Below are 26,798 nucleotides of genomic sequence, written 5' to 3' on the forward strand. Positions count from 1 at the left end.
TCTAATCTTATGAAAACTTCAACATTATTAATAGTTATGTTTATTGGGTTTTTATCAACTACAATAAACGCTCAAGATACTATTTGGTTCGACAAAAATTGGCAAGAGACTTCTAAAGAGAATCATGAATACTACAGGCCATCGCCTAAAAAAATAAAAACAGGTTTTTGGATTGTAGATTACTATAAAAACGGGCAAATTCAAATGGAAGGATACAGCACTAATAAAGTTCCCAACAAAGAAGTATTTGATGGTTTAGTAATGTATTATCACGCAAACGGAAAGAACTTTCATAAAGCAAACTACATCAACGGAAAACTAGATGGTGTACGCAAAGTATTTTATGAAACAGGAGAACTTAAAGAACAAGGAAAATACACAGAAGGTGAAAGAAATGGTGTTTGGAAAACCTTTTATAAAAACGGAAAAATAGAAACAAAAGGAAAGTATCGAGACAATGAAAAAGTTGGTGTTTGGAAGACTTTCTACAAAAACGTATACTAGTTTGTAAACTAGCTCTTTTACTTGTACTTTTGCTAAGTAATTAAAAACAACTATGAAAGGACCTTTATTTTACGCTAAAATTTTACTTTTTGGAGAATATGGAATCATAAAAGACTCCAAAGGATTAGCGATTCCTTTTAACTCATATAAAGGAGTGTTAAAATCTGCTAGTAATTTAACTGGCGAAGCTAAAAAATCAAATGATAATTTAATTAAGTTTTATCAATACTTAAGTATTTTAAATACTGATTTAGTTTCTTTTGATTTACTTTCATTTAAAAATGATATTAATAACGGCATGTACTTCGAATCATCTATACCACAAGGGTATGGTGTAGGTAGTTCAGGAGCTTTAGTTGCTGCTATCTATGATCAATATGCAAACAATAAAATTACTGTTTTAGAAAACTTAACACGTGATAAACTGTTAATTTTAAAACAAGTTTTTTCTTTAATGGAATCTTTTTTTCATGGAAAAAGCTCTGGACTAGACCCTTTAAACTCTTATTTAAGCTTACCTATTTTAATCAACTCGAAAGAACATATTGAGCCTGCAGGTATTCCATCTCAAAAAGAAGGAAAAGGTGCTGTTTTCTTATTAGATTCTGAACAAGTTGGTGAAACAGAACCAATGGTAAACATCTTTATGAATAAGATGAAAAACGAAGGATTCCGAAGAATGTTAAGTGAAGAATTTTCTTTACATACCGATGCTTGTATTGATGATTTCTTACAAGGCGATATAAAATCATTATTTGGTAACGTAAAAAAATTATCGAAAGTTGTTTTAACAAATTTTAAACCAATGATTCCTTCTGCTTTTCATAAAGTTTGGGAAAAAGGAATTCAAACCAACGAATACTACTTAAAACTTTGTGGTTCTGGTGGTGGTGGTTATATTTTAGGTTTCACTGAAGATTATGAAAAAGCACAAACAAGCTTAAAAGATTATAAATTAGAATTGGTGTATCGATTTTAAAGTGCGACCATGAATGCATTAAAAATAAATACATTTTTTAAAAAAATATTTAGCCTACTATCAGTCGTTAGGGGTTATAACATTTTAGTACTAATAGCAGCCCAATACTTGGCTGCTATTTTTATTTTCTCTGATCAAAAATCTGTAAAACCAGTACTTTTCGATTGGCATTTACTTTACTTAGTAATTGCTACGGTAGCTACTGTAGCCGCAGGATATATCATTAATAATTTTTACGACAAAAAATCTGATCAAATAAATAGGCCTATAAAGTCGAACTTAGACTCTTACATAAAACAAGAAACTAAACTATCTTTATACTTTGCCTTAAACTTTATAGGTTTTGGTTTTGGCTGGCTAGTATCTTGGAGAGCTGCTTTCTTTTTTGCTATATATATATTCGGAATTTGGTTTTATTCACACAAACTAAAAAAACATCCTTTTATAGGCTTACTAAGTGTTACTGTTTTAACAATACTTCCTTTTTTTGTAGTTTTTGTACATTTTAAAAATTTTTCGAAAGTAATTTTTGTGCATGCAATCTTTCTTTTTCTAATTATAATGATTCGTGAATTAATCAAAAATTTAGAAAACATTAAAGGTGCCATAATAAATAACTACACTACTTTCCCTGTTAAATACGGAGAAAAAAACACCAAAAAGTTAATCATCTTATTAATGATTTTAACCTTAATTCCGATAGGTGTTTTATTTTACTACCCTGCAATCGAGTACATGAAATATTATTTTTACTTAGCAGCTTTTGTTTTGTTATTTATAGGTTTTTACACTTGGAAAGCAACAAAAACGAATCAATATCGCCTATTGCACAACATTTTAAAGATACTATTGTTAATAGGAGTATTTAGTTTACTTTTTATTGATAAGTCTTTAATTCTAGACAAAGTAGTTATCGTTTTAGATTAGAAATCAAATAATTACCGTACATTTGCACCCTTTTTAAAATTTAATTATGAATTCAAAAAACTCGTCGAGAGGACGACAGGCTGACAAGAACAGCAATCCTCGTGAAAAAAAATCATCTGACAGAAATAGAACATCTTCTAGATCTGACAGAAGTTCTTCAGATAGATCTAACAGAAATAGATCAGACAGAACTGAAAAACCTGAGAGAACTGAAAGAACAGATAGACCCGTTAGAAAATCATCGGAAAAACCAAGGTTTGCAACTAGTTCTTCGGATAATAAAAAACAGTTTAGAAGTGATGCTAGAAAACCAGCTGTTAAGCAAGTAAGCAATGATGATACTGCAGGAATTCGTTTAAACAAGTACATTTCTAATTCAGGAATTTGTTCTCGTAGAGAAGCCGATACTTATATTGAACACGGAAGTGTTTTTGTAAACGGAAAATTAATGACACAAATGGGCTACAAGGTACAACCTACCGATGAAGTTCGTTTCGACGGAACATTAATTTCTATCGAACAAAAACGTTACATCTTATTAAACAAGCCAAAAAACTATATTACTACCATGGAGGATGATCGTGGTCGTAAAACAGTTATGGAACTTGTAGATAACGCTACCAAAGAACGTATTTATCCTGTTGGAAGATTAGATAGAAACACTACTGGTTTGTTATTGTTTACAAACGATGGTGAGTTAGCTAAGAAATTAACACACCCAAAACATGATGTACGTAAACTTTATCATGCTTCATTAGATAAGAAATTATCAATATCTGATTTAGATAAATTACGTGGTGATGTTATTATTGAAGGCAAAAAAGTTTTTATTGATGCCGTTTCTTATGTAGAAGGTGAAAGAAAAACAGAAGTTGGTATTGAAATACACTCTGGAAGAAACAGAATTGTTCGTAAAATATTTGAAAACTTCGGATATGCAGTAACAAAACTAGATCGTGTTGTTTTTGCAGGCATGACTAAACGTAATTTACCTCGTGGTAGATGGCGTGAGTTAACCGAATTAGAAGTTAATTCATTAAAAATGTTATAAATAAAAAAATCCCGAGTTTAAAACTCGGGATTTTTTTATTTACTTCTTTTCTTTTTTATGATCATCTTGTATTTCTTCACTTCGATACTTACAACAAGGATGCAAACCATCGTAAGCTTCTTTTGTTGCTTTTATTGCTTTTGTATCATGACCAACATTTGCTACATTTTGCTGAATCGTTTTAACATCCGTTTTACGTTCATCAATAATCAATTTTAACTCATGCGTTTGCACATTCCATTGCGCGTATTTTACACCTTTACTATTTAAAGCTGCCTTTTCAATACGTCCTTTACACATCATACAAACACCATCAACATCCATAGATATTTTGGCATTTTTCTTCTTTTTTTGTGCTGATAAAGAGATACTCATCAACAAAACCGCTATTACTAATACTATTTTTTTCATCTTAATCTATTTTAAATCTTAAACCTGCGTAATAATTACTTCCAAATACGGGCGCATATATAATTGTGGTATCAAAATTTGAACCAAAAGGATTATCGCTTCCTAATATCGGATTTTTTTGTTTATAGTTTGTTATATTTTCTGCTCCCGCATATAATTCAAACTTTTTAGAAAACACTTTTGTTATTTGAGTGTTTAATAAATTATAAATTTTTGAAAATTCTGGTAATCTATATTGAGCTGGATTTGACTGCGTGTTTGGCAAACGTTGTTTTCCTATCCAATTATAAGTAACATCAAATTTCCAATGTGAATCGTTTTCTTTCTTCTCTGTCTCATAAGAAACATTTGCAAAAAATCGATGTTTTGCCTGTAATGCTTTATCTAAATTCCCTGATTTAAAATCCGTGTTTACATCGTAGTATTTATATGAAAAACGGGTATTAAAATACGGCACTATATTTTGATTTACCTCTAACTGAAAACTGTTAGCAACACTTTTTCCGTCTAAATTATAAAAAGATATTTCCTGCGGATTTTCCCAATCTACCACAACTTGATTTTCGAAATCAGTACGATAAAAATCAAAAGTAATATCTCCCTTTTTGCCAAACAATTTATAACCTTGCAAAAACGATATTCCATAATTCCAAGCTGTTTCCGGATTTAAGCCATAAACTTTCCCTCCTACATCATCAATATTAACTTGTCTTGAAGATGCAAAAAATTGTTGGTTTTCAGCAAAAATATTAGCACTTCTTCTTCCTTTTCCTATTGAGGCTCTAAACACTCCTTGCTCCCAAGGCGCATAGCGAATATGTAAACGAGGCGTTACAAAAGTTCCTAATATATTATGTGTATCAATTCTTAATCCCGCAGTTATACTTATATCATCAGCATTATCATAAGCATATTCAAAAAAAGCACCAACAGAATTTTCTTTACGGTCATAATTATTTGCCGTAGTAACGTTTACAAACTCGTCATATTTATCATAAGTAAAACTAAGTCCTGTTTTGAATTTATTTCTAGTATCACCGATAATTGAATTAAAAATAAAGCTACTAAAAAAACTTTGATGCTGAATATTATAATTACTTAATCCAAAATAAGAATCTTGTTTATGATTACTATACGCAGCCTGTATTCCCATACTCTGAAAAGGTAAATCAGGAAAAACATACCCTAATTTAGCAGAAGTATCAAAACGTTTTGTTTTAATTTCGCTTCCCCAAACAGTAGTAGCCCCTTTATCTGTATCAGGGTTAAAATCAACTTCACCTACTTGCTTCTGATCATCTAAATATCTAAAATTAATAAAACTCACCCATCCTTTTTGCGCATCTACATACTGCCAACGATTCATGATATTAATTTGTTTTGCTAGCGGATTATCTAAAAAATTATCTTCATTTTTATCAAACTTTTCACCTCTATAATTACCGTGAACATATAAGCCAGTTTGCCACTTGTCACTTACTTTTTGGTTTAAATGCGTGTTAAATTCCATTCTACCTCCAGCTGAACCGTAGGCGTTTACAAAAAATCGGTGATTCGTATATGGCTTAACTAATTCGGCATTTATTTGTCCAGAAATACTTTCGTAACCATTTACAACACTACCTGCTCCTTTTGTTATTTGAATACTTTCTACCCAAGTACCCGGGGTAAAAGAGAGCCCGAATGCTTGTGATGCACCCCTTATAGATGGAATGTTTTCTTGCGTAATTAACAAATACGGACTCGTTAAACCCAACATTTGAATTTGCTTTGTACCTGTTAATGCATCAGAATAATTAACGTCTATTGACGGATTGGTTTCAAAACTCTCTGCTAAATTACAACAAGCTGCCTTTAACAATTCGGCACTATTAATCATCATTACATTTTGAGCTTGTAAATACGATTTTTGCGTAGCACTTTTTTTAGATTTAACAGTTATCTCTTTTAAAGTATTGCTTTCTGTTAAAAAATGATGGATTGGTTTTAACGAATTAATCATGATTGTATCCGTTTTAAAACCTACAAAACTAATAACTAATTTCTTATTATTTTGCTGATATGGTATTGTAAACCATCCTTTTTCGTTTGTTGTTACGCCTACATTTGTATTCAACCAATGAACACTTGCGCCGTAAACACCTAAATTATCTTTAGGCTCGTTTTTATCCATAATCATCCCTTTAAACTTTTCTTGTGAAAAGGTGACACTAGATATCAGTATTAAAATACTGAATATATTTATTTTCATTATTTTATATCATATTAAGTTTTACAATTCGTTTTTATTAAAAAGAATTATAAAATCATATGATAAACACTTCGTGAAGCACCTGAATATCTAAAACTAAATCAGGCGGAGAATAATATTGGTGAGTTAAAGATTGTTTCTCTAAACTTTGAAACAATAATTTAGAAGAAGCGCAAAAAGATAAAATAAATTTAGCTTCCTTGAAGCTTATTTTTTCTGAAGTAACTTTCTGTAAATCATCCTGCCCATCAATTTGAGAGACTTCATCTTTACAACACTTCTTTTTCTTTATTACAGTTCCGCAATCGTCTTTCTTATCTTTATTACAACTACCTGCTTCTCCAACATACGAAACATCCACTAAAAAGTCGCCACAATAATGCTTAGCCACCGTAAAAGAAAAGGTAGAAAACAACACCAAAAAGGCTAATGTTATGGTTACTATTTTAGTAAATACTTGTTTCATTGAATGCAAAGATACGAAAAATTAAAAATTTGTTTTTTAAAACAATTGTTAAAACTATTTTTGTAAACTCTTAATTCAAATTACGAATAAGATTATAAAACTCATTTACAATGAATTTACAAGAATTAAAAAACAATATAGATAAGATAACTGAAAGTAATGCTGTTAAAGGAGCTAAATTACAGCAAATTTGCGATTACTTAGCTGCTGAAGTTTCATATTACGATTGGGTAGGTTTTTACTTTAAAAATGGCGATAAAGAAGAACTTAAATTAGCAGAGTTTAATGGAGAACCTACTGAGCACACAATTATTCCTTTCGGAAAAGGTATTTGCGGGCAAGTTGCGGTTAGTAATGAAAATTTCGTAGTACAAGATACTAAAGAACAAGATAATTATATTTCTTGTGGTTGGAAGGTGAAATCTGAAATTGTAATACCGATTTTTGTTAACAACGAGAACATTGGTCAAATAGATATTGACTCTCATACTGTTAACCCTTTTACAGCAAATGACGAAGAATTATTAGAGTATGTTTGTAAAAAAGTCGCTTCTTTTATATAAATTTCACGTAAACGTTTGATTATTAGGTTTTTTATCCTTAGGTTTGTATTCTTATTTAACCCCACATAATCCCCTAAATTATGAGCACCAAAGAATATCCCTCTTACGCTGTGTTAGGCAATCCTAACTCTCGTACAAAAAATCAAAAATCTTTATTAGAAAAATTTACATTATGGTTTCATGATTTCTTAGAAAACGCGGAATAATATTGTTACATTTTTCATGAAAAAAACACCACCAAACCTCTTAGGGATTTGGTGGTGTTTTTGTTTAGTAATAAGCCAAAATAATTATTGTGTAACCCTTACTGTTTTAGTAGCTTTGCTTGCTTAACAACACAACAACAATGAGCAATACAAAAACTATTAAATCGGCTCTTATTTCGGTATTTCATAAAGACGGATTAGCCCCTATTGTAAAAAAACTTAACGAGCTAGGTGTTACTATTTATTCTACCGGAGGAACAGAAAAATTCATTCAAGAATTAGGAATTAACGTAGTACCTGTTGAGGAAGTAACTTCATACCCTTCAATTTTAGGAGGACGCGTAAAAACATTACACCCAAAAATATTTGGTGGTATTTTAAATCGTCAAGATCATGAAGGTGATGTTGCAGAAATGCAAGAATATAATATTCCTCAATTAGATTTAGTAATTGTAGATTTATATCCTTTTGAAAAAACAGTAGCTTCTGGAGCTCCTGAACAAGATATTATTGAAAAAATTGATATCGGAGGAATTTCATTAATCCGCGCAGCTGCAAAAAACTTTAAAGATACAGTACTTGTTTCTTCAATGGAGCAGTACAGTGATTTTTTAAGCCTTATTACAAAGAGTAACGGAAATACATCAATTAATGATAGAAAAAAATTAGCAGCGAAAGCTTTTAATATTTCTTCTCATTACGATACGGCTATCTTTAATTATTTTAATGAAGATGAAGTTGTATACAAAGCAAGTGAAACCAATTCTAAAACTTTAAGATATGGTGAAAACCCACATCAAAAAGGGTATTTCTTTGGTGATTTAGAGGCGATGTTTGATAAACTACACGGTAAAGAATTAAGTTACAACAATCTTTTAGATGTTGATGCCGCAGTTAACTTAATAAACGAATTTTCGGGTGAAGCACCAACATTTGCTATTTTAAAGCACAATAACGCTTGTGGATTTGCACAGCGAAAAACAATTCACCAAGCCTATGTAGATGCCTTAGCAGGTGATCCTACTTCTGCTTTTGGAGGCGTTTTAATATCAAATACTAAAATTGATAAAGCTACTGCCGAAGAAATTCATAAATTATTTTGTGAGGTAGTTATTGCACCCTCTTACGATGCAGATGCTTTAGCCATTTTAAAAGGAAAGAAAAACAGGGTTTTATTAATTCAGAAAGAAGTAGCATTACCAACACAAACTGTTAGAACTGCTTTAAACGGAGTTTTAATACAAGATAAAGATAATATTACTGATAAATTAGAAGATTTATCTTACCCAACAAATACAAAACCATCTGAAAGTGAGTTAGATGATTTATTATTTGCTTCAAAACTGTGTAAAAACACAAAATCGAATACGATTATTTTGGTAAAAAACAAACAACTACTTGCTGGTGGAACTGGTCAAACAAGCAGAGTTGATGCGTTAACACAAGCAATCGCAAAGGCAACTAGTTTTAATTTCGATTTAAAAGGCGCGGTTATGGCAAGTGATGCTTTCTTCCCTTTCCCAGACTGTGTAGAAATTGCAAATAACGCAGGAATACAAAGTGTAATTCAGCCAGGAGGTTCTATCAAAGATCAATTAAGTATTGATTATTGTAACAACAACAATGTTTCTATGGTTTTTACAGGAACAAGACATTTTAAACATTAATTAAATTCAATGTAAAATACCACATATTTTTTCATAGATTTGTGAGAATACATTAAAATAAGTAAAAACAACGGCGTTTATATGGGATTTTTCGATTTTATGACAGAAGATATTGCAGTAGATTTAGGAACTGCAAACACACTGATCATCCACAATGGTAAAGTTGTCATCGACAACCCTTCTATTGTTGCTCGTAACCGATTGACTGGTAAAATTATTGCTACTGGTCATGAAGCAAATAGAATGCAAGGAAAAACTCACGAAAACATAAAAACTATTCGTCCGTTAAAAGATGGAGTAATTGCAGATTTTCAGGCATCCGAAGAAATGATTAAAGAATTTGTAAAGCAAATTCCGGCTATCAAAAAGCGTTTTTTCCCACCTTCATTACGAATGGTTATTTGTATCCCTTCTGGAATTACAGAGGTAGAAAAACGTGCGGTTATTGATTCGGGTCGTCATATGAATGCCAAAGAAATTTACTTAATTTTTGAACCAATGGCAGCTGCAATTGGTGTTGGTGTTGATATTATGGAGCCTAAAGGAAACATGATTATTGATATAGGTGGTGGTACTACAGAAATTGCTGTAATTGCACTTGCTGGTATTGTTTGTGATCAATCTGTAAAAGTTGCAGGTGATTTATTTACAAGCGATATTATGTATTACATGCGTACACAACATAATTTACATGTAGGAGAAACTACTGCTGAAAAAATAAAAATACAAATAGGTTCTGCAACTGAAGATTTAGACAATCCACCTGAAGATATGATGGTGCAAGGACGTGATTTATTAAGCGGAAAACCAAAACAAGTGCAAGTATCTTATAGAGAAATTGCAAAAGCATTAGACAAATCGATATTACGTATTGAAGATGCTGTTATGGAAACACTATCTAAAACACCTCCTGAATTAGCGGCAGATATTTATAACACAGGTATATACTTAGCTGGTGGAGGTTCTATGCTTAGAGGTTTAGACAAACGTTTATCTAGAAAAACAGATTTACCTGTTTATATTGCTGAAGATCCTTTACGTGCAGTTGTACGTGGAACAGGTATTGCTTTAAAAAACCTTGAAAAATACAAATCTGTATTGATCAAATAAATTTTGAATGATTTTTTATGCAACAGCTTATTTATTTCTTTCGGAGGTATAAAACCTTTTTGTTTTTTCTCTTTCTCGAAATTATTGCTGTTGCATTAATCTTTAACAATCATGCTTTTCACAAAAGCAAGCTCATCAGTTCTACTAATTTTATTACAGGTGGTTTCTATCAAAAATCTTCTGACCTTTCAGAATACTTTAAATTAAAAGAAAGAAACATAGCCCTTTTTGAAGAAAATACTGCTTTAAAAAATAAATTAGAACAACTTTACACAGCTATTGATACCATAAATACGAGTGCTAATATCACAAGTACTAATCAAAAATTTTTATATATTAATGGTCAAATAATAAACAACTCTTACAATAAGCCTAATAATTTCATCACTATAAATAGAGGCAAAAAACATGGAATTACAACAGAAATGGCTGTTGCTAACAGTAAAGGACTTATTGGAATAACGGATAATGTTGACCAGGAATTTGCAAGAGTCCAGTCTATTTTAAATACAAAAAGCAATATTAATGCTGGATTTAAAAACAGTAATTATTATGGAACGTTAAAATGGAATGGGGAAAATTATAACACTGTTCAATTAACAGACATACCACGTCAAGCAGTTTTAAAAATTGGAGATACTATTATTACTGGAGGTAAATCAACTATTTTTCCTAAAGGAATTTTAATAGGAACCATTAGTGAGATTCCAGAAAAACTATCAGCCTCTAATACAATTGAAGTTAAATTATTTAACGACATGTCTAACCTAAGGAACACTTATATAATCACAAACCTTAATAAAGAGGAAATAAAAAGAGTAGAGAAACAAAATGAATAAGACCGTTTATATCATATTTCTATTTATTTTCTTGTTACTACTACAAGTTCTTGTGCTAAATAACATTTTATTTTTAGGCTATATAAACCCATACTTATACATTGCTTTTATCTTTTTATATCCTTTAAAAACAAATAGAATCCCTTTTTTAAGTGTTGCTTTTTTACTTGGATTATGTGTTGATGCATTTTCAAACTCAGGCGGAATACATGCGTTTTCAATACTATTTATTGCCTATATAAGATTCTTTTTTATTAAAGCTATATTTAAAAAAAACGAAACCGATTTTTTATTATTCAATTTAAGACTCGAATCATTTGGTAAAGTTTTTAATTATGTTGTAATTTTAACACTCATTCACCACTTCATCTTATTTAGTTTGATTAATTTTAGTTTTTACAATTTATCAAAAGTGTTGATAACCACAATTTATTCAAGTGCATTTACATTAATCTTGTATTTTCTAGGAAGTTTTATTTTTAGAAAAAAACTAACCTAAAGTACTCGTTTGGTGATAATTGTTGCTTTTCGACCTTAAAAACGACAAAGAATAATAAATGAAACGAAGTTTCTTACTTATATTTTTAATTACACTTGTTGGATTAATTTACATTGTTAGATTATTTCAGCTACAAATTGTTCGCGGAGGAAACCTAAATCCGATACAAAGTTCTGCTATTAAAATTGAATATGATTATCCTGAACGTGGGTATGTATACGATAGAAACGGAAAGTTACTAGTAGCAAATCAATTATCATACGACGTAATGGTAGTTCCTAAAGACGTAATGCCTTTGGATACTACAGAGTTTTGCTCACTTTTAAAAATAACTAAAGAAGATTTTAAAAAACGTTTTAAAAAAGCTGAAAAATTTGCACGTTGGCTTCCTTCAAAATTCCTTAAGCAATTAGCAAAAGAAGACTTTGCGTATTTGCAAGAAAAGTTACCAAAATACAAGGGGTTTTATATTCAGAAACGTATTATTAGAGATTACCCAATTAAAACTGGTGCTAATATTTTAGGTTTTATTGCTGAAGTAAATGAACGAAAAGCAAGAACAAATAATTACTACGAACAAGGAGAATTAATTGGAAAACTTGGCGTAGAAAAACAATATGAAACAATTCTTAGAGGCGTTAAAGGTAAAAAACGTTTTAAAAGAAATAATTTAAATAAAATTACCGGCTCTTACAAAGAAGGAAAATACGATACACTTGCGGTAACAGGTAAAGATTTAACACTAACTATTGATAGTGAATTACAACAATATGGAGAATTATTAATGAAAGGAAAAAGAGGTGGTATTGTCGCAATCGAACCCAAAACCGGTGAAATTCTTGCACTTATTACCGCGCCCTCTTATGACCCTAACTTATTAGTGGGACGAAAAAGATCACCCAATTCAAGAAAACTTTTTAATGACACCATTAACATGCCAACTTTTGATCGTGGCTTACAAGCAATGTACCCTCCTGGCTCTCCTTTTAAAATCCTCAATGGTTTAATTGGTTTACAGGAAGAAGTTATTGATAAAAATTTTGGAGTGTATTGTCATCATGGATATCGTTACGGAAAACGTAAAAATGAATTCATGAAATGTCATTGTAGAATTACAGGAAGGCGAATCCGTTTAAAAACAGCAATTGCCAAATCGTGTAATAGTTATTTTGCTACCACTTATAAAAAAATTATAGATAAAACAGGTAATCCAAAAGAAGGCATGGATAACTGGAACAAGCACATCGAAAGCTTTGGTTTAGGTAATTATTTAGGCTATGATTTACCTGCAGGAAGAAAAGGAAAAATTCCTGATGCCGAATTTTACAACAAATGGTATAAAAACAGATGGCATTCTACCTATACCATTTCAAACTCAATAGGACAAGGTGAAATATTAACCACCCCAATGCAATTAGCAAATATGACAGCTGCAATTGCAAACAGAGGTTATTTTTACACACCACATATTGTAAAGAAAATTGATAATAAAACAGTTATAGATTCAGTTTATTTAACCCGTAGAAATACAACTATCGATCCGAAGCATTTTCCTATTGCAATTGATGCAATGCACGAGGTTTTTACATACGGAACTGCAAAATGGTATCAAATAAAAGGAATTGACATCTGTGGAAAAACAGGAACTGCCGAAAATAAAATTAAAATTATTGATGGTAAAAAAGTACAAGCACAAGATCACTCCATCTTAATCGCTTTTGCACCAAAAGAAAACCCACAAATAGCCATGGCTGTTTATATTGAAAACGGTGGTTATGGCTCAACAATAGCTGCTCCGATAACAAGCCTAATGATAGAAAAATATATTAAAGGTTCAGTTACTAAAAAATATCTTGAAGAACGCATGATTAATATGAGTCTTCAGAAAGAGTATGACAAATTAATTAAAAAGAAAGATACCCTTGCGCCAGGAACGAAATAACATTTTTGAAGGCATCGACTGGATGCTTGTTTTTATATACATCATACTTGTTGGTTTTGGATGGATGAATATTTACGCATCCTCATCTACAGATGACACTAGAGAAATATTCGATTTTTCTACCAAATACGGAAAGCAATTAATATTTATATGCTTAACAGTACCCGTTATTATTTTAATTTTATTTTTCAATTCTAAGTTTTACGAACAATTTGCAAGTGTTTTATACATATTTTCTTTACTCCTATTAGCAGGAGTTTTTGTTTTCGGAAAAAAAATTAACGGCGCAACATCTTGGTACAACTTTGGAGGCATCGGCTTACAGCCATCAGAATTTGCGAAAGCTTTTACCGCATTAGCACTCGCTAAATTGATGAGTGATCGTAAATACAACTTAAAACTAATTAAAAATCAAGCAAAAACATTTATCGTAATATTTTTACCTGCTTTTTTCATTGCCTTACAGCCAGATATGGGGTCTGTTTTAATTTATTTTGCTTTCTTTTTTGTTTTAAACAGAGAGGGATTAAGTTTAGTATATTTAGTATTTGGGGCAACATCTATAATTCTGTTTATAGCAACCATCTATTTTGGAGCAAATTCGGTTCTTATAATTTGCTTCGCAATTATTACACTAGCAATCATTTACGGATTCTATAAAGACAAACGTTTTATTCGTTTTAATGCCTTTAAAATAATAAGTACATATTTATTAACCAGTTTGTTTATTTTCGCAATTGGATATACTTACGATAACATATTAGAACCTCATCAAAAAGACAGATTTGATATTCTATTAGGAAAAACAACAGATCTTAAGAATAAAGGTTACAACACCTACCAATCAGAATTAACAATTAGCTCAGGAGGTTTATTAGGTAAAGGTTTTTTACAAGGAGACAGAACTCAAGGTAAGTTTGTTCCTGAGCAGGAAACCGATTATATTTATAGTACCGTTGGGGAAGAATGGGGATTTTTAGGAAGTTCTTCTGTAATAATTCTCTTTATGTTTTTACTATACCGAATTATTTATTTATCCGAAAGGCAAACTAATAAGTTTGGAAGAATATATGGCTATGGTATCGCTTCTATTATCTTTTTCCATTTAATAGTAAACATTGGTATGGTTATAGGCTTATTACCTACTATTGGTATTCCTTTGCCTTTTTTTAGTTACGGAGGTTCATCTTTATGGGGATTTACCCTGCTACTATTTATTTTTATTCGCCTAGATGCTCACAGAAAATACGATTGGTAAAGCTGAAATAATAGTTCTTTTTAAGAATCAAAAATGGGGCTTAAAATAGATAATTATTAAATCCTACAACTTTTGGCACTGATCGTATAAATACTTCATCAGCATCATTCAATGTTAAAAGAAAAACCTTTAGAGCACAGTTTAGAGGTGTGAAAAACATAGAATTTTCCCTCTTATATATTAACCCCAGCAATTAGTCTTAATTCTTTTTAAATACAAAAATCGTACTCTTAATTTCAATTCACACACAACTTTTGAGAATGATCCCTTTTTGGAACTGATTCCAAATCTGAGTATAAATAATCATTCATATTACAAACAAAAAAACCTGAACAATAAGTATATTGTTCAGGTCTTAAATTTTAATCCTTTTATAATATATTTCAATTATTTGGGATAATGCAATAGTTTAAAGGTCTTATAAAGCTGCAACGTGTTTAGCTAATTTAGACTTTAAGTTTGCTGCTTTATTCTTATGAATAATGTTGTTCTTTGCTAATTTATCTAACATAGATACAACAGTAGAAAACATACCTTCTGCTTCCTTCTTGTCTTCAGACGCTTTTAATCTCCTAACAGCATTACGAGTTGTTTTATGCTGATATTTGTTTCTTAAACGTTTTGCGTCGTTACTTCTAATTCTTTTTATTGCTGACTTGTGATTTGCCATTATACTAGATTCTTAATTGTTTATAAAAAACTTTGTAGTCCGTACGGGAATCGAACCCGTGTTACATGGATGAAAACCATGCGTCCTAACCCCTAGACGAACGGACCAAAACAATCATTCTGATTGCGGGTGCAAATATACAATACTTTTTGATATTTGCAATAATTTTATTTTTTAATTAGTAGTTTATTAAAACATTTAAACTCTTTAAAAACACTAATTAAAACTTGTAGTCCGTACGGGAATCGAACCCGTGTTACATGGATGAAAACCATGCGTCCTAACCCCTAGACGAACGGACCAGAACAATCAGTTTTTCTGATTGCGGGTGCAAATATAACAACAGTTTTTTATTTGCACAAAGCTTTTTTGTTTTTTTATTTATTTTTTATTTCACATGTTTCATAGCATCCTCTAAACATGAAAATTAACCCTCATATATTTCGGATTAAATTTCATCAGAAACAAAACAATCATAGCAAACAAAAGGTAAATTTACAATAAAAACAATATTCATTGATGCTGTTTTTACCGTAAAAATCTATTATTAAAAAACATCAAAATATAAAAGCACTTCATTTAATCTTAAAAATCTTGTTTAATACAAACTTTCTAATTTAAAATTAATAGCGAATATATTATTCAGAGTTACGCTATAAGTAATAAACTATTATTAAAACCACCGAGAATAACATACTGCTTTTCTTACCTTTTATAAATAAATAAATAAATAACCCTGCAAGAGCAGGGTTATTTATTTATATTAATATGCTTTCGCAAAAAGAACTCTCTTAGAGGATGGATTCCCTGTAAATATACACTTCCCTACTTCCTCCTTAGCGTCATTAGGAATACACCTAATGGTTGCTTTTGTTAATTCCTGAATCTTATCTTCTGTCTCAGTCGTTCCGTCCCAGTGAGCAGACACGAAACCTCCTTTATTCTCTATTACATCTTTAAACTCATCAAAAGTGGTAACTTCAGTAGTATGAGCTGCTCTATAATCTAAAGCTTTTTTAAATAAGCTTTCTTGAATCTCTTCTAATAGATTAGCAACAACATTCACCACTTCATCAATAGCAATCGTTTGTTTCTCGAAAGTATCACGACGTGCAACCTCAACGGTACCGTTTTCTAAATCGCGGTTACCCATTGCAATTCTTACCGGAACACCTTTTAATTCGTATTCTGCAAATTTTGCTCCTGGTCTATAAGTATCTCTATTGTCAAACTTAACAGAAACCCCTTTTTTACGCAACTCTTTAACGATTACATCTACTTTTTCGGTAATAGCATTCAATTGCTCTTCTCCTTTATATATAGGAACAATAACAACTTGAACTGGCGCTAATTTCGGAGGCAATACCAACCCTGCATCATCAGAATGCGTCATAATTAATCCACCGATCAAACGCGTTGAAACTCCCCAAGAAGTTGCCCAAACATGTTCTTTCTTCCCTTCTTTAGAGGTGTATTTAACATCAAAAGCTTTTGCAAAATTCTGACCTAAAAAGTGAGATGTTCCTGCCTGTAAAGCTTTTCCATCTTGCATTAATGCTTCAATAGTTAAGGTATCATCAGCACCTGCAAAACGCTCACTTTCAGATTTAGCTCCTTTTACAACCGGCATCGCCATAAAGTCTTCAGCAAATGTTGCATACACTTCTTGCATTTGTTTTGCTTCAGAAATAGCTTCTGCTTTTGTTGCATGCGCGGTATGCCCTTCTTGCCATAAAAATTCAGCTGTACGTAAAAATAAACGTGTACGCATTTCCCAACGCACAACGTTTGCCCATTGATTTATTAATAAAGGCAAATCGCGGTATGACTGTATCCAACCTTTATAGGTATTCCATATAATTGCTTCAGAAGTAGGACGAACCACTAACTCTTCTTCTAACTTAGCTTCAGGATCTACTCTTAATTTCCCTGGTTTATCAGGATCACCTTGCAAACGATAATGTGTTACAACAGCACATTCTTTCGCAAAACCTTCTGCATTTTTTTCTTCAGCTTCAAATAAACTCTTTGGTACAAAAAGTGGAAAATAGGCGTTTTCATGTCCTGTTTCCTTAAACATCCTATCTAATTCTGCTTGCATTTTTTCCCAAATAGCAAATCCGTAGGGCTTAATTACCATACACCCTCTTACTGCTGAGTTCTCAGCTAAATCGGCTTTTACCACCAATTCGTTATACCATTTCGAGTAATCTTCGTCTCTTTTTGTTAAGTGTTTGCCCATAATCAAAAGTTTGGCATAAATATTGTTATTTTTTATGCGTAAATTGTCTCTGCAAAACTACATTAAAAAGGCTACAAGCCCAACAAAGAAATAGTATTTTGCATTTCAATTTTGGAATTAGTTTTTATAACCCAAAAATTTAAGCGATGAAAACACATTACACTAACATCAAGCTACCTTTTTATATTCTATCATTATTTATGGTAGCAACATTTGTTTCTTGCGGAACAATGCAAACCGTTGCTGGTAGTGATGATGGTATTTATGCTGATGACCAAGAACAGCCTCAACGTAGAGTTATAATAGTTGATGAAGATAAACATCAAGAATATGAAGAAAACTACTTTATAAAAGAAGTTGAACGTTTAGGGAGTTTAAATGGTACAGACATCTTTACAGATATTGAAAATTATGCATCAAATGATGATGATTATAATACTGAAGAGGACGACGTTGTTTATGACGACTACCCTGAAAACAATACAAATTACAATGAACCTTGGGGATACAATAGCAATAATAGTGATGTTGTTATTAATATAAATACCTCACCTCGATGGGGCTATTACAATGAGTGGGATTCTTATTATGGATACAATTACAACAGACCATGGTGGCGTTCTCGTTACAATAATTATCACTGGGGATACAACAACTATTGGCATCCATATAATTACGGACATTATTACAATAATGGATTTCACATAGGTTTTGGTGGTTTTTATAATGCTTATCCTCGTTACTATCGTAACAACTATTACAACAATCGTTATTACCGACCTTATAGAGGAGCAAACTCTTATCGAAAATACAGAACAGCTTCAACTTCTAGAAGAAACGGAACTAATTACAGAAGAGGAACTACTACTAATAACCGAAAATATTCTTCATCAAGAAGATCTTCAAAAACCTATAGAAAAAGCACCAATACAAGAAACAGTACGCGCTCTACTAGAGGCATTAGAACTACAAGAGACTCAAATAGTAGATACACAAGAGGATACAACTCTAACGGAAATAGATCTGTAAAAAATACGAGAGGTAATCGAAGTACTCGTAGTAGCACTTCAAGAAACTACGAACCATCAAGAGGGAGTAGTAAATCAAGAAAATCTACAAGAAGAAGTTCTTCTAGCTATAGTAGCAGAGATAATAAACCCTCTAAAAGCAATAAAAGTTACTCTTCGAATAAAAGCAGTACTAGAAAATCAAAAAGTTATTCAACACCTTCTTCTTCAAGAAGCTCACGCAGTAATGCTAGATCTTCTAGAAGCAGCAGACGTTAAGTCAAATAGATTTTCAACTTAATTAAAGAAAAAATGAAAAAAATTTTAACACTTGCGATATTTATCGCTAGTACGCATACAGCCTTTTCTCAATCACTAAATTATAATGATTTAGGAATTTTATTCTCTAAAGACGACAATTACGGAACAGCCAGATATGAAAGTATGAGTGGAGCGTTTGGTGCTTTAGGAGGCGATATTTCTGCCTTCGGGATTAATCCTGCTGGTGCAGCTGTTAACAAAAAAAGTGTATTTTCTGCGACTTTAAGTAACCGAAACACTGAATACTCTTCTATGTATTACGGAAACACAACAAATTCACAAGATAATTACTTCGACATTAGCCAAGCAGGAGGTATTCTTTCTTTTGATACGGCATATGATTCTGATTGGAACCGTTTTGCTTTGAGTTTTAATTACAGAATTAAAAAAGATTTTAACGGTTTTTATTCCGCTGAAGGAAATAGCAATCGCTTAATTCATAATGAGCATCTTGCCGATAACAAAGTTACAAGAACTCAATTTGATGCCAGTATAGATCAATATGTTTCTAGCAAAACTAAAGGACAATCAAGTGTTTTTAATATGGGGTTCTCTGCCGTACATCAAAACAAATTATTTGTAGGAGCTTCTTTAAATTTTCATGATATAGAATTTTACAGAGAAGGTTATTTTAATGAAGTTAATGATGATGTTGACGGAAACATTTTAGACGTAGAAAGTTATACCGAAACTTATATTCAAGGAAACGGATTTTCACTTGGCTTAGGTTTTATTTACAAGTTCAATCAAAACATACGAGTAGGTTTGGCTTATGAAACACCAACTTGGTATCAAGAAGTTATTGAAGATTACTATGATGAATTAATAATGAATGAAATTCAGGATTTAAGTATTAACGAATATATTAATGTTATTGGCTCAGAAGCTTATGCTTATAAATTTAAATCTCCTAGCAGAATTACAGCAAGTGGTGCTTATGTGTTAGGTAAGCAAGGTTTAATTAGTGTAGATTACACTTACAAAGATTATAAAAACACAAAATTTAGCGATGGTGATTTTAATCAAGAAAACACAAACTTTGCAAATGACTATCGAAATACACAAGCCTTAAATATTGGTACAGAGTGGCGCTTCGACAAAATGAGTGTTCGTGGTGGTTATCATTATGAAAAAGATCCCAACTTACTTTTAGGAGGCAACACTAATAAAGATAACATTAAAGGATACTCTGCTGGTTTAGGTTACAATTTTGGAAATATGAAATTTGATTTAGCATACAGTAACTATGAAAACAAACAGTTTTATCGTATTTACAATACTGATGATTTAAACATAAATAACAATACTTCTAGAATTTCTGCAACCCTTACTTTTAGCTTATAATTCTACTAGTAACAAAATACATAAAAAATCCTGCTTTTGCAGGATTTTTTATATACACATTTCTCAGTTTTTTACCGTAATTTTGCACTTCATTTTCACGACCTATGAGTACACTAAAAATAACATTACAAGAAACCAATAACGAAACCATTCTTAAATTTGTAAGTAACACAATTTTAGTAAACGGTGGTAGTTACGAGTTTAACAATATAGACGACGCTAAAAACTCACCTTTAGCGCAACAACTTTTTTACCTTCCTTTTGTAAAGAAAATACTAATTACTGCAAATTTCATCGCTATTCAGCGTTTTGATATTGTTCAGTGGGAAGATGTTGAAGAAGAAGTTCTCGAACAAATAGAAAACTATTTACAAGAAGGTAATACCCTTGTACAAGAAGAAACAACGAAGAAAGATGCTGTTGAAGTATATGCTGAAGTTACTCCGAATCCGGCAGTAATGAAATTCGGTTCAAACAAAGCACTTACACAAACTGATGTTGAATTTAAAAACATTGAAGAGGCTAGTAAATCTTCACCTTTAGCAAAAGAATTATTCGGTTTCTCATTTGTAAAAGAAATCTTTATTTCTGAAAACTACGTATCTATTACAAAATACGATATGATAGAATGGAATGAAGTTCATCAAGAAATTCGTTCATTTATTAGAACCTACATTCAAGACGGAAAAACAATTATACAAGAACTTCCGAAACAACAAACAAAGCAAAATGTTGAAATTCCGAAGGAAGATTTAACAGAAACTGAAGCTAAAATAGTTGATATTTTAGACGAATACATAAAACCTGCTGTAGCTTCAGATGGAGGAAACATTGCCTTTCAATCTTACGATAAAGAAACAAAAAGAGTTAGCGTAATTTTACAAGGTGCATGTAGCGGATGCCCATCATCAACTGTAACTTTAAAAAACGGTATCGAAACCATGCTAAAGGATATGCTACCAAATCAGATTAACGAAGTAGTTGCTATTAACGGATAATTTTAAAATTACATGTCAAAAACAATCAAGCCCTACAAGGATTCTGAATTAGGAAAAAAAGAACAAGTAGCCAAAATGTTCGATAATATTTCTGAAGATTATGACGGATTAAACCGCGTTATCTCATTAGGAATTGATGTTAGTTGGCGAAAAAAAGTAGTAAAATTAGTTGGTAAGAATAACCCACAACAAATTTTAGACATTGCTACCGGAACAGGTGATTTGGCTTTAATGATGGCAAAATTAAATCCTAAAAAAATTACTGGTTTAGATATTTCTGCAGGAATGCTAGAAGTTGGTAAGCAAAAAATAGCAAAGGCTAACTTAAGTGATAAAATTGAAATGATTGTTGGAGATAGTGAAAACATGCCTTTTGAAGACAATACTTTTGATGCTATTACGGTTTCTTTTGGGGTTCGTAATTTTGAAAACCTTGACAAAGGATTAACTGAAATATTACGTGTTTTAAAACCTGGAGGTAAATTTGTAGTCTTAGAAACTTCTAACCCTACTAAATTTCCTTTTAAACAAGGTTATAAATTTTACACCAATTATATTTTACCAATCATTGGTAAAATATTCTCAAAAGACAAGGTCGCTTATTCTTATTTATCAGAAAGTGCTAATTCTTTTCCGTTTGGAGAAGCCTTTAACAATATTTTACAAAAAAATGGGTTTAAGAGTGCAGAGAATTTACCTGTAACTTTTGGAGTTGCATCAATTTATATCGCTTTAAAATAATATGTTAAAAAAACTGTTGCTTTTCGGATTTTTTGGATTTTTCACAATCACCTTTCAGGCGCAAAGGGAAAAAATTTTAAACTTACCTAGTTTTGATAAACCAATATTTCATTACGGGTTTTATTTAGGACTAAATAATAATGGCTACAAAGTAGCGTATAAACCGAGTACATTTAGCAACGCCGAAATAGAAGTTTCGTCATCTATTGGATTTAATGTTGGGCTAATTGCAGATTTAAAATTACACAACAATGTTAATTTACGTTTTGAGCCAGGTTTAATTTCAAACACCAAAACGTTACGATTTAAGCATATTGCAGGAGCAGAAAATGTAAAAACAAGAGAGGTAGGTGCAACCTATTTACATTTACCTTTAATATTTAAATTAAGTACTAATAGAATCAATAATCTAAGACCTTATGTATTAGGGGGTGTATCTTACGATTATAATTTTTCTAGCAATGAAGATAATAGCAATGATAATTTTGCAGGACAGTTTAGAACTAGCTCTAGCAACTTTATGTATGAGCTTGGTATTGGTGTAGACTTTTATCTTAGTTACTTTAAGTTCTCACCATCTATTAGAGGAATCTTCGCAATTAACAACGAAGCTATAAACGATAACAAACCTTTAAGTCAATGGACAGATCCTATTGACTTTTTAGGAACAAGAGGTGTATTTCTTCACTTATCTTTCGAATAATAAAAAAGCTACTGTTACAGTAGCTTTTTTTATGCCTTACTTTTTGCTTCACTTTTAAAAACAAAAATGGCTTCCGTTTCCGAAAGCCATTTAAAATAACTGATAAATAGATCCCCCCGAATCTATCTTCTTTATTATAGACACTAATAGTTTATATAAGTCACTAATTATTTAAAATAAAAATGACCATCTTTCGATGGTCATAGCAGTAAAGAAATAAATCTTTACCTATAAGATAGAAGTCCCCCGAAATCTATCATTTATTGTTATTTTTATTCATTCTTCACAAATATAAAATAAAAACCCGAAATCTATTAGTTTTTAACAACTATTTTACTGTCTACCACGTCTTTAATAGGAAAAACTACCTTTTCATCAGCTGTTGCAACCGTTAAACAGATATTATCTATTGCAATGACAACTCCCTCAACATCACCTATGATAACTTTTTTTCCTATACTAACGTTTTTTCTTGAATAATACCCATAAAGTAGTCTTGCAACAACTTCTTTAGCTCCTAAACCAAATGCCAATGTAAATGCTAAAAGAACAGAACCTATTAAAAGAGTTAAATTACTTTTTATTACTGATGTATCTACTCCTGCTTGATCTAATGCTGTTATTGATAAAAAGACTACGATTAAATAAAAAGCAATATTTCCTACTAAGTTTCCTCCTGAAATTTCGAGAGATTTAAACATTGTTTGAACCGCTTTTTTAACCATGGTTCCTAAATAAGCACCAGCAACAAAAATTCCTAAGGCAGTTAATAATTTAGGTAAATAAGCAAAGAAACTTTTTATCCCGTCAGAAACAACTTCTAATCCGAATATATTCGAACCAGCCATTACAAACGTTAGTATTAAAAACCATTTTAATACTGCCAGTATTGCATTTGTTAAAACAATATTAATAGTCGAATTTCCAAAAATTTCTGTTTTACTTAATTTTTTAGACCATTCGTCAATCTTCGTTTTACTTAAAGCTTTTCTTACTATAAATAAGAAAAACTTAATAATTAGCCAAGCGAAAACCACAAACCCAATAAACCCAAGGGCAGTTGGTAACGAATCAACAATATCTTGAAAAATATCTTTAAAAGGTTTTAAAATATCAATTTGTAATGCAATCATAACTATTGTGTTGTGTTAGTTTTATATTTGGTTATTCGGTATCTTTAGAATCTTTTTTAGACGCACCGCCTCCTAATAAATCAGCGATTGTACTTGGGTATTTCACCACAAATAAATCAGCCATATCTATCGATAGCTTTATCATTGCCACATCATTTAGTACTTTTCCTTTTAGTACCTCTGGCAACTCTTCATTATGTAATATTTTCTTAAATGGATTCTCCATAATTATTACAGTGCGTTATATGCTTTTATAACTTTTTCTTTTGCTCTTTTTAAACGCATTTTTACTGCGCTATCCCCTATTTCTAATGCTTCTGATATTTCTTTAATGCTCATATCATCTTGATATTTCATTAAAAGAATCATTTTTTCAGAAACAGCAATTACTTCTAAAGCTTTTGCTAATTTATCGGCTTTTAATTCAAATAATGCAGCATCATCAATTTCATCTTCATTACTTTCTTCTTTAATCGTATCAGTTACAACGGTTACTTTTTCTTTTTTCTTCTCTTTATTTCTTTGCACATAATTTACGCAGAAATTATAGGTAAAAGAATACAACCAGGTCGAAAACTTAGACTTTCCTTTAAAAGTTCTCAGCTTTACAAATAAGCGAATAAACACATCATGTGTTAAATCTTGTGCTTCTTCTTTGTTTTTAGAAAAACCATAACACTTATTATATACAATACTAGCGTAACGGTCATATAAAACAGCGAATAAATGAGTATCATTTTTTTCTACTATTTTACTAACCAGCGCTTCATCACTTAGTTTTGTATCCTCAGTACTTTTCAACAACTAATTATAGTTCTTATGTTATAGTTTTGGCTTGCAATTAATTAAGACACCTTTATATAAAAAAGGTCACTTTTTCTTCTTTTACAGGAAACAAATTTAACGTTTCTTTAACAATTATAGAATTTAAATAAAAAAGATTTATTTTTTTTGTAACATAAACAACCTTTCTTACGTATAAGTTAATGTAGACCGATTGATGAATTAAAAATATTACTTAATTAGATGAGACAACTAAAGATTACCAAGCAGGTTACTAATAGAGAAACCGCATCATTAGATAAATATTTACAAGAAATAGGAAAGGTAGATTTAATTACTGCTGATGAAGAAGTTGAATTGGCACAAAGAATTAAAGCTGGTGACCAAAGAGCCTTAGAAAAATTAACGAAGGCCAACTTACGTTTCGTTGTTTCGGTAGCAAAGCAATACCAAAACCAAGGATTAACATTACCCGATTTAATTAACGAAGGTAATTTAGGTTTAATTAAAGCGGCAAAACGTTTTGATGAAACTCGTGGTTTTAAATTTATCTCATACGCTGTATGGTGGATTCGTCAATCTATATTACAAGCATTAGCAGAACAATCTCGTATTGTACGTTTACCGTTAAACAAGATTGGTTCTATCAATAAAATTAACAAAATGTATGCTTTCTTAGAGCAAGAAAACGAAAGACCTCCAAGTCCGGAAGAAATTGCTAAAAAGTTAGACATGACAGTGAACGACGTAAAAGAGTCTATGAAAAACTCTGGTCGTCACGTATCAATGGATGCTCCTTTAATTGAAGGTGAAGATTCTAACCTATATGATGTATTAAATTCAGGAGAATCTCCAAATCCAGACAAAACATTATTACACGAATCTTTACGCATTGAAATTAACCGTGCCTTAGAAACATTAACTCCTCGTGAAGCAGATGTTGTTAAACTTTACTTCGGTTTAGGTGAACACCAACCAATGACTTTAGAAGAAATTGGAGAAACGTTCGATTTAACTCGTGAGCGTGTGCGTCAGATTAAAGAAAAAGCAATCCGTAGATTAAAGCATACATCTCGTAGTAAAATATTAATGACTTACTTAGGCTAGGGATCATAAACCTCTTCTGGTATCTCACTTATAAAAATCTGTTTAAATTTTAAACAAAGTTTTTTTTAGGCTTAAACGTCATGCTGAATTTATTTCAGCATCGCATAAAACTAAGAACTACGGTAAATAAGAATGCAAAACTAAAATAAGTTTAGTTTGATGGATTCGGTTTTTTAACGAAAAAAGATTTTTAAATAAAATTACAAAACTCTCGAATTAATTTTCGGGAGTTTTTTTATCTGAAGCCTTTTCCTGCTTTCACTACTCGCTTTTTTCTCATCCTTCAAAAAAGAGCTCACACAAACCGTTCAATCAGGGCTAAACATATTTATAAATTTTATTACTTTACCATAGTTTCTTGCAAAGTCGAATTAAGTATCTTTGCATAAAATAACAACACAACAACAAACTAATGAGTAATTTAATTGCACCTTCAGTGTTAGCAGCAGATTTTGCTAACCTACAAAGAGACATCGAAATGGTAAACAATAGTGATGCCGATTGGTTTCATATTGATATTATGGATGGTGTATTTGTACCAAATATATCTTTCGGAATGCCAGTTTTAAAAGCGATTACAAAACACGCTAAAAAAACAATCGATGTACATTTAATGATTGTAAATCCAGACCAATACATTGAAACCTTTGCAAATTTAGGAGCAGATATTTTAACAGTACACTACGAAGCTTGTACGCACGTACACAGAACAGTTCAGGCTATAAAAGCAGCAGGAATGAAACCAGGAATAGCTTTAAACCCTCATACACCAATTGCTGTTTTAGAAGATATTATTCAAGATTTAGATTTGGTATGTATTATGAGTGTAAATCCTGGTTTTGGCGGACAATCATTTATTGAAAATACCTACAAGAAAATAAGTCAACTTAAACACCTTATTGAGTTTTCAAAATCTGATTGTCAAATAGAAATTGACGGTGGAGTTACCAATAAAAACGCAAATCAACTTATCGAAGCAGGGGCTGATGTTTTAGTAGCTGGTAGTTATGTTTTTAAAAGTGACAACCCTACAGAAGCGATTAAAAACTTAAAAGAATTAATCAATTAAAAAAAGG

The 26,798-nt window shown here is 31.3% G+C and carries 26 protein-coding genes and 2 tRNA genes; 18 read left to right on the forward strand and 10 right to left on the reverse strand.

Going from position 1 to position 26,798, the window contains the following annotated elements; genetic code table 11:
• The first annotated feature begins 9 nt into the window (after positions 1-9).
• Genes PG912_RS11340 through PG912_RS11355 form a run of 4 tightly spaced genes read left to right on the forward strand, consistent with a single transcriptional unit; the run spans position 10 to position 3,461 of the window.
• Positions 10-504: a toxin-antitoxin system YwqK family antitoxin gene (locus PG912_RS11340; protein WP_275687617.1), complete on the forward strand. Its 495-nt coding sequence runs from the start codon at positions 10-12 to the stop codon at positions 502-504.
• 52 nt (positions 505-556) lie between these two features.
• Positions 557-1,483: a mevalonate kinase family protein gene (locus tag PG912_RS11345; protein WP_275687618.1), complete on the forward strand. Its 927-nt coding sequence runs from the start codon at positions 557-559 to the stop codon at positions 1,481-1,483.
• 9 nt (positions 1,484-1,492) lie between these two features.
• Entirely contained in the window at positions 1,493-2,410 is a 918-nt protein-coding gene (locus PG912_RS11350) for a geranylgeranylglycerol-phosphate geranylgeranyltransferase (protein ID WP_275687619.1), read from the forward strand.
• A gap of 46 nt (positions 2,411-2,456) precedes the next feature.
• On the forward strand, positions 2,457-3,461 hold the full coding sequence (locus PG912_RS11355) for a pseudouridine synthase (protein ID WP_408648393.1): 1,005 nt from the start codon (positions 2,457-2,459) through the stop codon (positions 3,459-3,461).
• Positions 3,462-3,500: 39 nt separating this feature from the next.
• Here PG912_RS11355 and PG912_RS11360 read toward each other — a convergent pair whose 3' ends face one another.
• From PG912_RS11360 to PG912_RS11370, 3 genes are all read right to left on the reverse strand, one after another.
• Positions 3,501-3,872: a heavy-metal-associated domain-containing protein gene (locus PG912_RS11360; RefSeq protein WP_260586902.1), complete on the reverse strand. Its 372-nt coding sequence runs from the start codon at positions 3,870-3,872 to the stop codon at positions 3,501-3,503.
• A 1-nt stretch (position 3,873) separates the two neighbouring features.
• Positions 3,874-6,045: a TonB-dependent receptor gene (locus tag PG912_RS11365; protein WP_275687620.1), complete on the reverse strand. Its 2,172-nt coding sequence runs from the start codon at positions 6,043-6,045 to the stop codon at positions 3,874-3,876.
• Positions 6,046-6,178: 133 nt separating this feature from the next.
• On the reverse strand, positions 6,179-6,589 hold the full coding sequence (locus PG912_RS11370) for an HYC_CC_PP family protein (RefSeq protein WP_275687621.1): 411 nt from the start codon (positions 6,587-6,589) through the stop codon (positions 6,179-6,181).
• Positions 6,590-6,699: 110 nt separating this feature from the next.
• On the opposite strand from PG912_RS11370, the gene PG912_RS11375 reads away from it, so the two are divergent.
• From PG912_RS11375 to rodA, 7 genes are all read left to right on the forward strand, one after another.
• Entirely contained in the window at positions 6,700-7,152 is a 453-nt protein-coding gene (locus PG912_RS11375) for a GAF domain-containing protein (protein ID WP_275687622.1), read from the forward strand.
• A gap of 346 nt (positions 7,153-7,498) precedes the next feature.
• Positions 7,499-9,025 carry a bifunctional phosphoribosylaminoimidazolecarboxamide formyltransferase/IMP cyclohydrolase gene (gene purH, locus PG912_RS11380; RefSeq protein WP_275687623.1) on the forward strand — a complete coding sequence of 509 codons (1,527 nt, stop codon included), beginning with the start codon at positions 7,499-7,501 and terminating at the stop codon, positions 9,023-9,025.
• An 81-nt stretch (positions 9,026-9,106) separates the two neighbouring features.
• Positions 9,107-10,135 (forward strand): rod shape-determining protein, encoded by a 1,029-nt coding sequence (locus PG912_RS11385; RefSeq protein ID WP_260586907.1) that lies wholly within the window; start codon positions 9,107-9,109, stop codon positions 10,133-10,135.
• Positions 10,136-10,152: 17 nt separating this feature from the next.
• A complete protein-coding gene (gene mreC / locus PG912_RS11390) occupies positions 10,153-10,974 on the forward strand; it encodes a rod shape-determining protein MreC (protein WP_275687624.1) in 822 nt (273 codons plus the stop codon).
• The gene (gene mreD, locus PG912_RS11395; RefSeq protein ID WP_275687625.1) at positions 10,967-11,473 is read left to right on the forward strand and encodes a rod shape-determining protein MreD; all 507 of its coding nucleotides are present in this window, start codon (positions 10,967-10,969) and stop codon (positions 11,471-11,473) included. The genes mreC and mreD overlap by 8 nt, the downstream gene beginning before the upstream one ends.
• A gap of 58 nt (positions 11,474-11,531) precedes the next feature.
• Complete coding sequence (mrdA, locus tag PG912_RS11400; protein WP_275687626.1) at positions 11,532-13,415, forward strand: penicillin-binding protein 2; 1,884 nt, start codon at positions 11,532-11,534, stop codon at positions 13,413-13,415.
• A complete protein-coding gene (gene rodA, locus PG912_RS11405; RefSeq protein WP_275687627.1) occupies positions 13,396-14,673 on the forward strand; it encodes a rod shape-determining protein RodA in 1,278 nt (425 codons plus the stop codon). Before mrdA ends, rodA begins: the two co-directional genes overlap by 20 nt.
• A gap of 418 nt (positions 14,674-15,091) precedes the next feature.
• Here the strand turns inward: rodA and rpsT are convergent, their stop codons facing one another.
• From rpsT to proS, 4 genes are all read right to left on the reverse strand, one after another.
• A complete protein-coding gene (rpsT, locus tag PG912_RS11410; protein WP_260586913.1) occupies positions 15,092-15,343 on the reverse strand; it encodes a 30S ribosomal protein S20 in 252 nt (83 codons plus the stop codon).
• Between the two features lie 35 nt (positions 15,344-15,378).
• Positions 15,379-15,450 (reverse strand) — tRNA-Glu (locus tag PG912_RS11415).
• Positions 15,451-15,573: 123 nt separating this feature from the next.
• Positions 15,574-15,645 (reverse strand) — tRNA-Glu (locus PG912_RS11420).
• Between the two features lie 461 nt (positions 15,646-16,106).
• Positions 16,107-17,585, reverse strand: coding sequence for a proline--tRNA ligase (gene proS / locus PG912_RS11425; RefSeq protein WP_275687628.1), 1,479 nt, complete (start codon positions 17,583-17,585; stop codon positions 16,107-16,109).
• Positions 17,586-17,731: 146 nt separating this feature from the next.
• On the opposite strand from proS, the gene PG912_RS11430 reads away from it, so the two are divergent.
• The 5 genes from PG912_RS11430 (at position 17,732) to porT (ending at position 22,699) form a co-directional block, all read left to right on the forward strand.
• On the forward strand, positions 17,732-18,871 hold the full coding sequence (locus PG912_RS11430; protein ID WP_275687629.1) for a hypothetical protein: 1,140 nt from the start codon (positions 17,732-17,734) through the stop codon (positions 18,869-18,871).
• A 33-nt stretch (positions 18,872-18,904) separates the two neighbouring features.
• On the forward strand, positions 18,905-20,257 hold the full coding sequence (locus tag PG912_RS11435) for an OmpP1/FadL family transporter (RefSeq protein ID WP_275687630.1): 1,353 nt from the start codon (positions 18,905-18,907) through the stop codon (positions 20,255-20,257).
• A 104-nt stretch (positions 20,258-20,361) separates the two neighbouring features.
• Positions 20,362-21,255, forward strand: a complete 894-nt coding sequence (locus PG912_RS11440; protein WP_275687631.1) for a NifU family protein — start codon at positions 20,362-20,364, stop codon at positions 21,253-21,255.
• A gap of 12 nt (positions 21,256-21,267) precedes the next feature.
• Positions 21,268-21,996: a bifunctional demethylmenaquinone methyltransferase/2-methoxy-6-polyprenyl-1,4-benzoquinol methylase UbiE gene (gene ubiE / locus PG912_RS11445; protein WP_275687632.1), complete on the forward strand. Its 729-nt coding sequence runs from the start codon at positions 21,268-21,270 to the stop codon at positions 21,994-21,996.
• A gap of 1 nt (position 21,997) precedes the next feature.
• Positions 21,998-22,699, forward strand: coding sequence for a type IX secretion/gliding motility protein PorT/SprT (gene porT / locus PG912_RS11450; protein WP_275687633.1), 702 nt, complete (start codon positions 21,998-22,000; stop codon positions 22,697-22,699).
• Positions 22,700-23,013: 314 nt separating this feature from the next.
• Here porT and PG912_RS11455 read toward each other — a convergent pair whose 3' ends face one another.
• The 3 genes from PG912_RS11455 to PG912_RS11465 are packed head-to-tail and all read right to left on the reverse strand — an operon-like array spanning position 23,014 to position 24,636.
• Positions 23,014-23,832, reverse strand: coding sequence for a mechanosensitive ion channel family protein (locus tag PG912_RS11455; protein ID WP_260586920.1), 819 nt, complete (start codon positions 23,830-23,832; stop codon positions 23,014-23,016).
• Positions 23,833-23,863: 31 nt separating this feature from the next.
• Positions 23,864-24,058, reverse strand: a complete 195-nt coding sequence (locus PG912_RS11460) for a hypothetical protein (protein WP_275687634.1) — start codon at positions 24,056-24,058, stop codon at positions 23,864-23,866.
• A 5-nt stretch (positions 24,059-24,063) separates the two neighbouring features.
• The gene (locus PG912_RS11465; protein ID WP_408648394.1) at positions 24,064-24,636 is read right to left on the reverse strand and encodes an RNA polymerase sigma factor; all 573 of its coding nucleotides are present in this window, start codon (positions 24,634-24,636) and stop codon (positions 24,064-24,066) included.
• Positions 24,637-24,858: 222 nt separating this feature from the next.
• On the opposite strand from PG912_RS11465, the gene PG912_RS11470 reads away from it, so the two are divergent.
• Positions 24,859-25,722, forward strand: a complete 864-nt coding sequence (locus PG912_RS11470; protein ID WP_028890199.1) for a sigma-70 family RNA polymerase sigma factor — start codon at positions 24,859-24,861, stop codon at positions 25,720-25,722.
• A 412-nt stretch (positions 25,723-26,134) separates the two neighbouring features.
• The gene (gene rpe / locus PG912_RS11475) at positions 26,135-26,791 is read left to right on the forward strand and encodes a ribulose-phosphate 3-epimerase (RefSeq protein WP_275687636.1); all 657 of its coding nucleotides are present in this window, start codon (positions 26,135-26,137) and stop codon (positions 26,789-26,791) included.
• Positions 26,792-26,798: the final 7 nt, after the last annotated feature.

This window comes from Tenacibaculum retecalamus, assembly GCF_027941755.1.
Taxonomy (GTDB): Bacteria; Bacteroidota; Bacteroidia; order Flavobacteriales; family Flavobacteriaceae; genus Polaribacter; species Polaribacter haliotis_B.

Coding starts and splice junctions, on each gene's coding strand:
- PG912_RS11340 (WP_275687617.1), top strand. CDS start 10: ATGAAAACTTCAACATTATTAATAGTTATGTTTATTGGGTTTTTATCA.
- PG912_RS11345 (WP_275687618.1), top strand. CDS start 557: ATGAAAGGACCTTTATTTTACGCTAAAATTTTACTTTTTGGAGAATAT.
- PG912_RS11350 (WP_275687619.1), top strand. CDS start 1,493: ATGAATGCATTAAAAATAAATACATTTTTTAAAAAAATATTTAGCCTA.
- PG912_RS11355 (WP_408648393.1), top strand. CDS start 2,457: ATGAATTCAAAAAACTCGTCGAGAGGACGACAGGCTGACAAGAACAGC.
- PG912_RS11360 (WP_260586902.1), bottom strand. CDS start 3,872: ATGAAAAAAATAGTATTAGTAATAGCGGTTTTGTTGATGAGTATCTCT.
- PG912_RS11365 (WP_275687620.1), bottom strand. CDS start 6,045: ATGGATAAAAACGAGCCTAAAGATAATTTAGGTGTTTACGGCGCAAGT.
- PG912_RS11370 (WP_275687621.1), bottom strand. CDS start 6,589: ATGAAACAAGTATTTACTAAAATAGTAACCATAACATTAGCCTTTTTG.
- PG912_RS11375 (WP_275687622.1), top strand. CDS start 6,700: ATGAATTTACAAGAATTAAAAAACAATATAGATAAGATAACTGAAAGT.
- purH (WP_275687623.1), top strand. CDS start 7,499: ATGAGCAATACAAAAACTATTAAATCGGCTCTTATTTCGGTATTTCAT.
- PG912_RS11385 (WP_260586907.1), top strand. CDS start 9,107: ATGGGATTTTTCGATTTTATGACAGAAGATATTGCAGTAGATTTAGGA.
- mreC (WP_275687624.1), top strand. CDS start 10,153: ATGCAACAGCTTATTTATTTCTTTCGGAGGTATAAAACCTTTTTGTTT.
- mreD (WP_275687625.1), top strand. CDS start 10,967: ATGAATAAGACCGTTTATATCATATTTCTATTTATTTTCTTGTTACTA.
- mrdA (WP_275687626.1), top strand. CDS start 11,532: ATGAAACGAAGTTTCTTACTTATATTTTTAATTACACTTGTTGGATTA.
- rpsT (WP_260586913.1), bottom strand. CDS start 15,343: ATGGCAAATCACAAGTCAGCAATAAAAAGAATTAGAAGTAACGACGCA.
- proS (WP_275687628.1), bottom strand. CDS start 17,585: ATGGGCAAACACTTAACAAAAAGAGACGAAGATTACTCGAAATGGTAT.
- PG912_RS11430 (WP_275687629.1), top strand. CDS start 17,732: ATGAAAACACATTACACTAACATCAAGCTACCTTTTTATATTCTATCA.
- PG912_RS11435 (WP_275687630.1), top strand. CDS start 18,905: ATGAAAAAAATTTTAACACTTGCGATATTTATCGCTAGTACGCATACA.
- PG912_RS11440 (WP_275687631.1), top strand. CDS start 20,362: ATGAGTACACTAAAAATAACATTACAAGAAACCAATAACGAAACCATT.
- ubiE (WP_275687632.1), top strand. CDS start 21,268: ATGTCAAAAACAATCAAGCCCTACAAGGATTCTGAATTAGGAAAAAAA.
- porT (WP_275687633.1), top strand. CDS start 21,998: ATGTTAAAAAAACTGTTGCTTTTCGGATTTTTTGGATTTTTCACAATC.
- PG912_RS11455 (WP_260586920.1), bottom strand. CDS start 23,832: ATGATTGCATTACAAATTGATATTTTAAAACCTTTTAAAGATATTTTT.
- PG912_RS11460 (WP_275687634.1), bottom strand. CDS start 24,058: ATGGAGAATCCATTTAAGAAAATATTACATAATGAAGAGTTGCCAGAG.
- PG912_RS11470 (WP_028890199.1), top strand. CDS start 24,859: ATGAGACAACTAAAGATTACCAAGCAGGTTACTAATAGAGAAACCGCA.
- rpe (WP_275687636.1), top strand. CDS start 26,135: ATGAGTAATTTAATTGCACCTTCAGTGTTAGCAGCAGATTTTGCTAAC.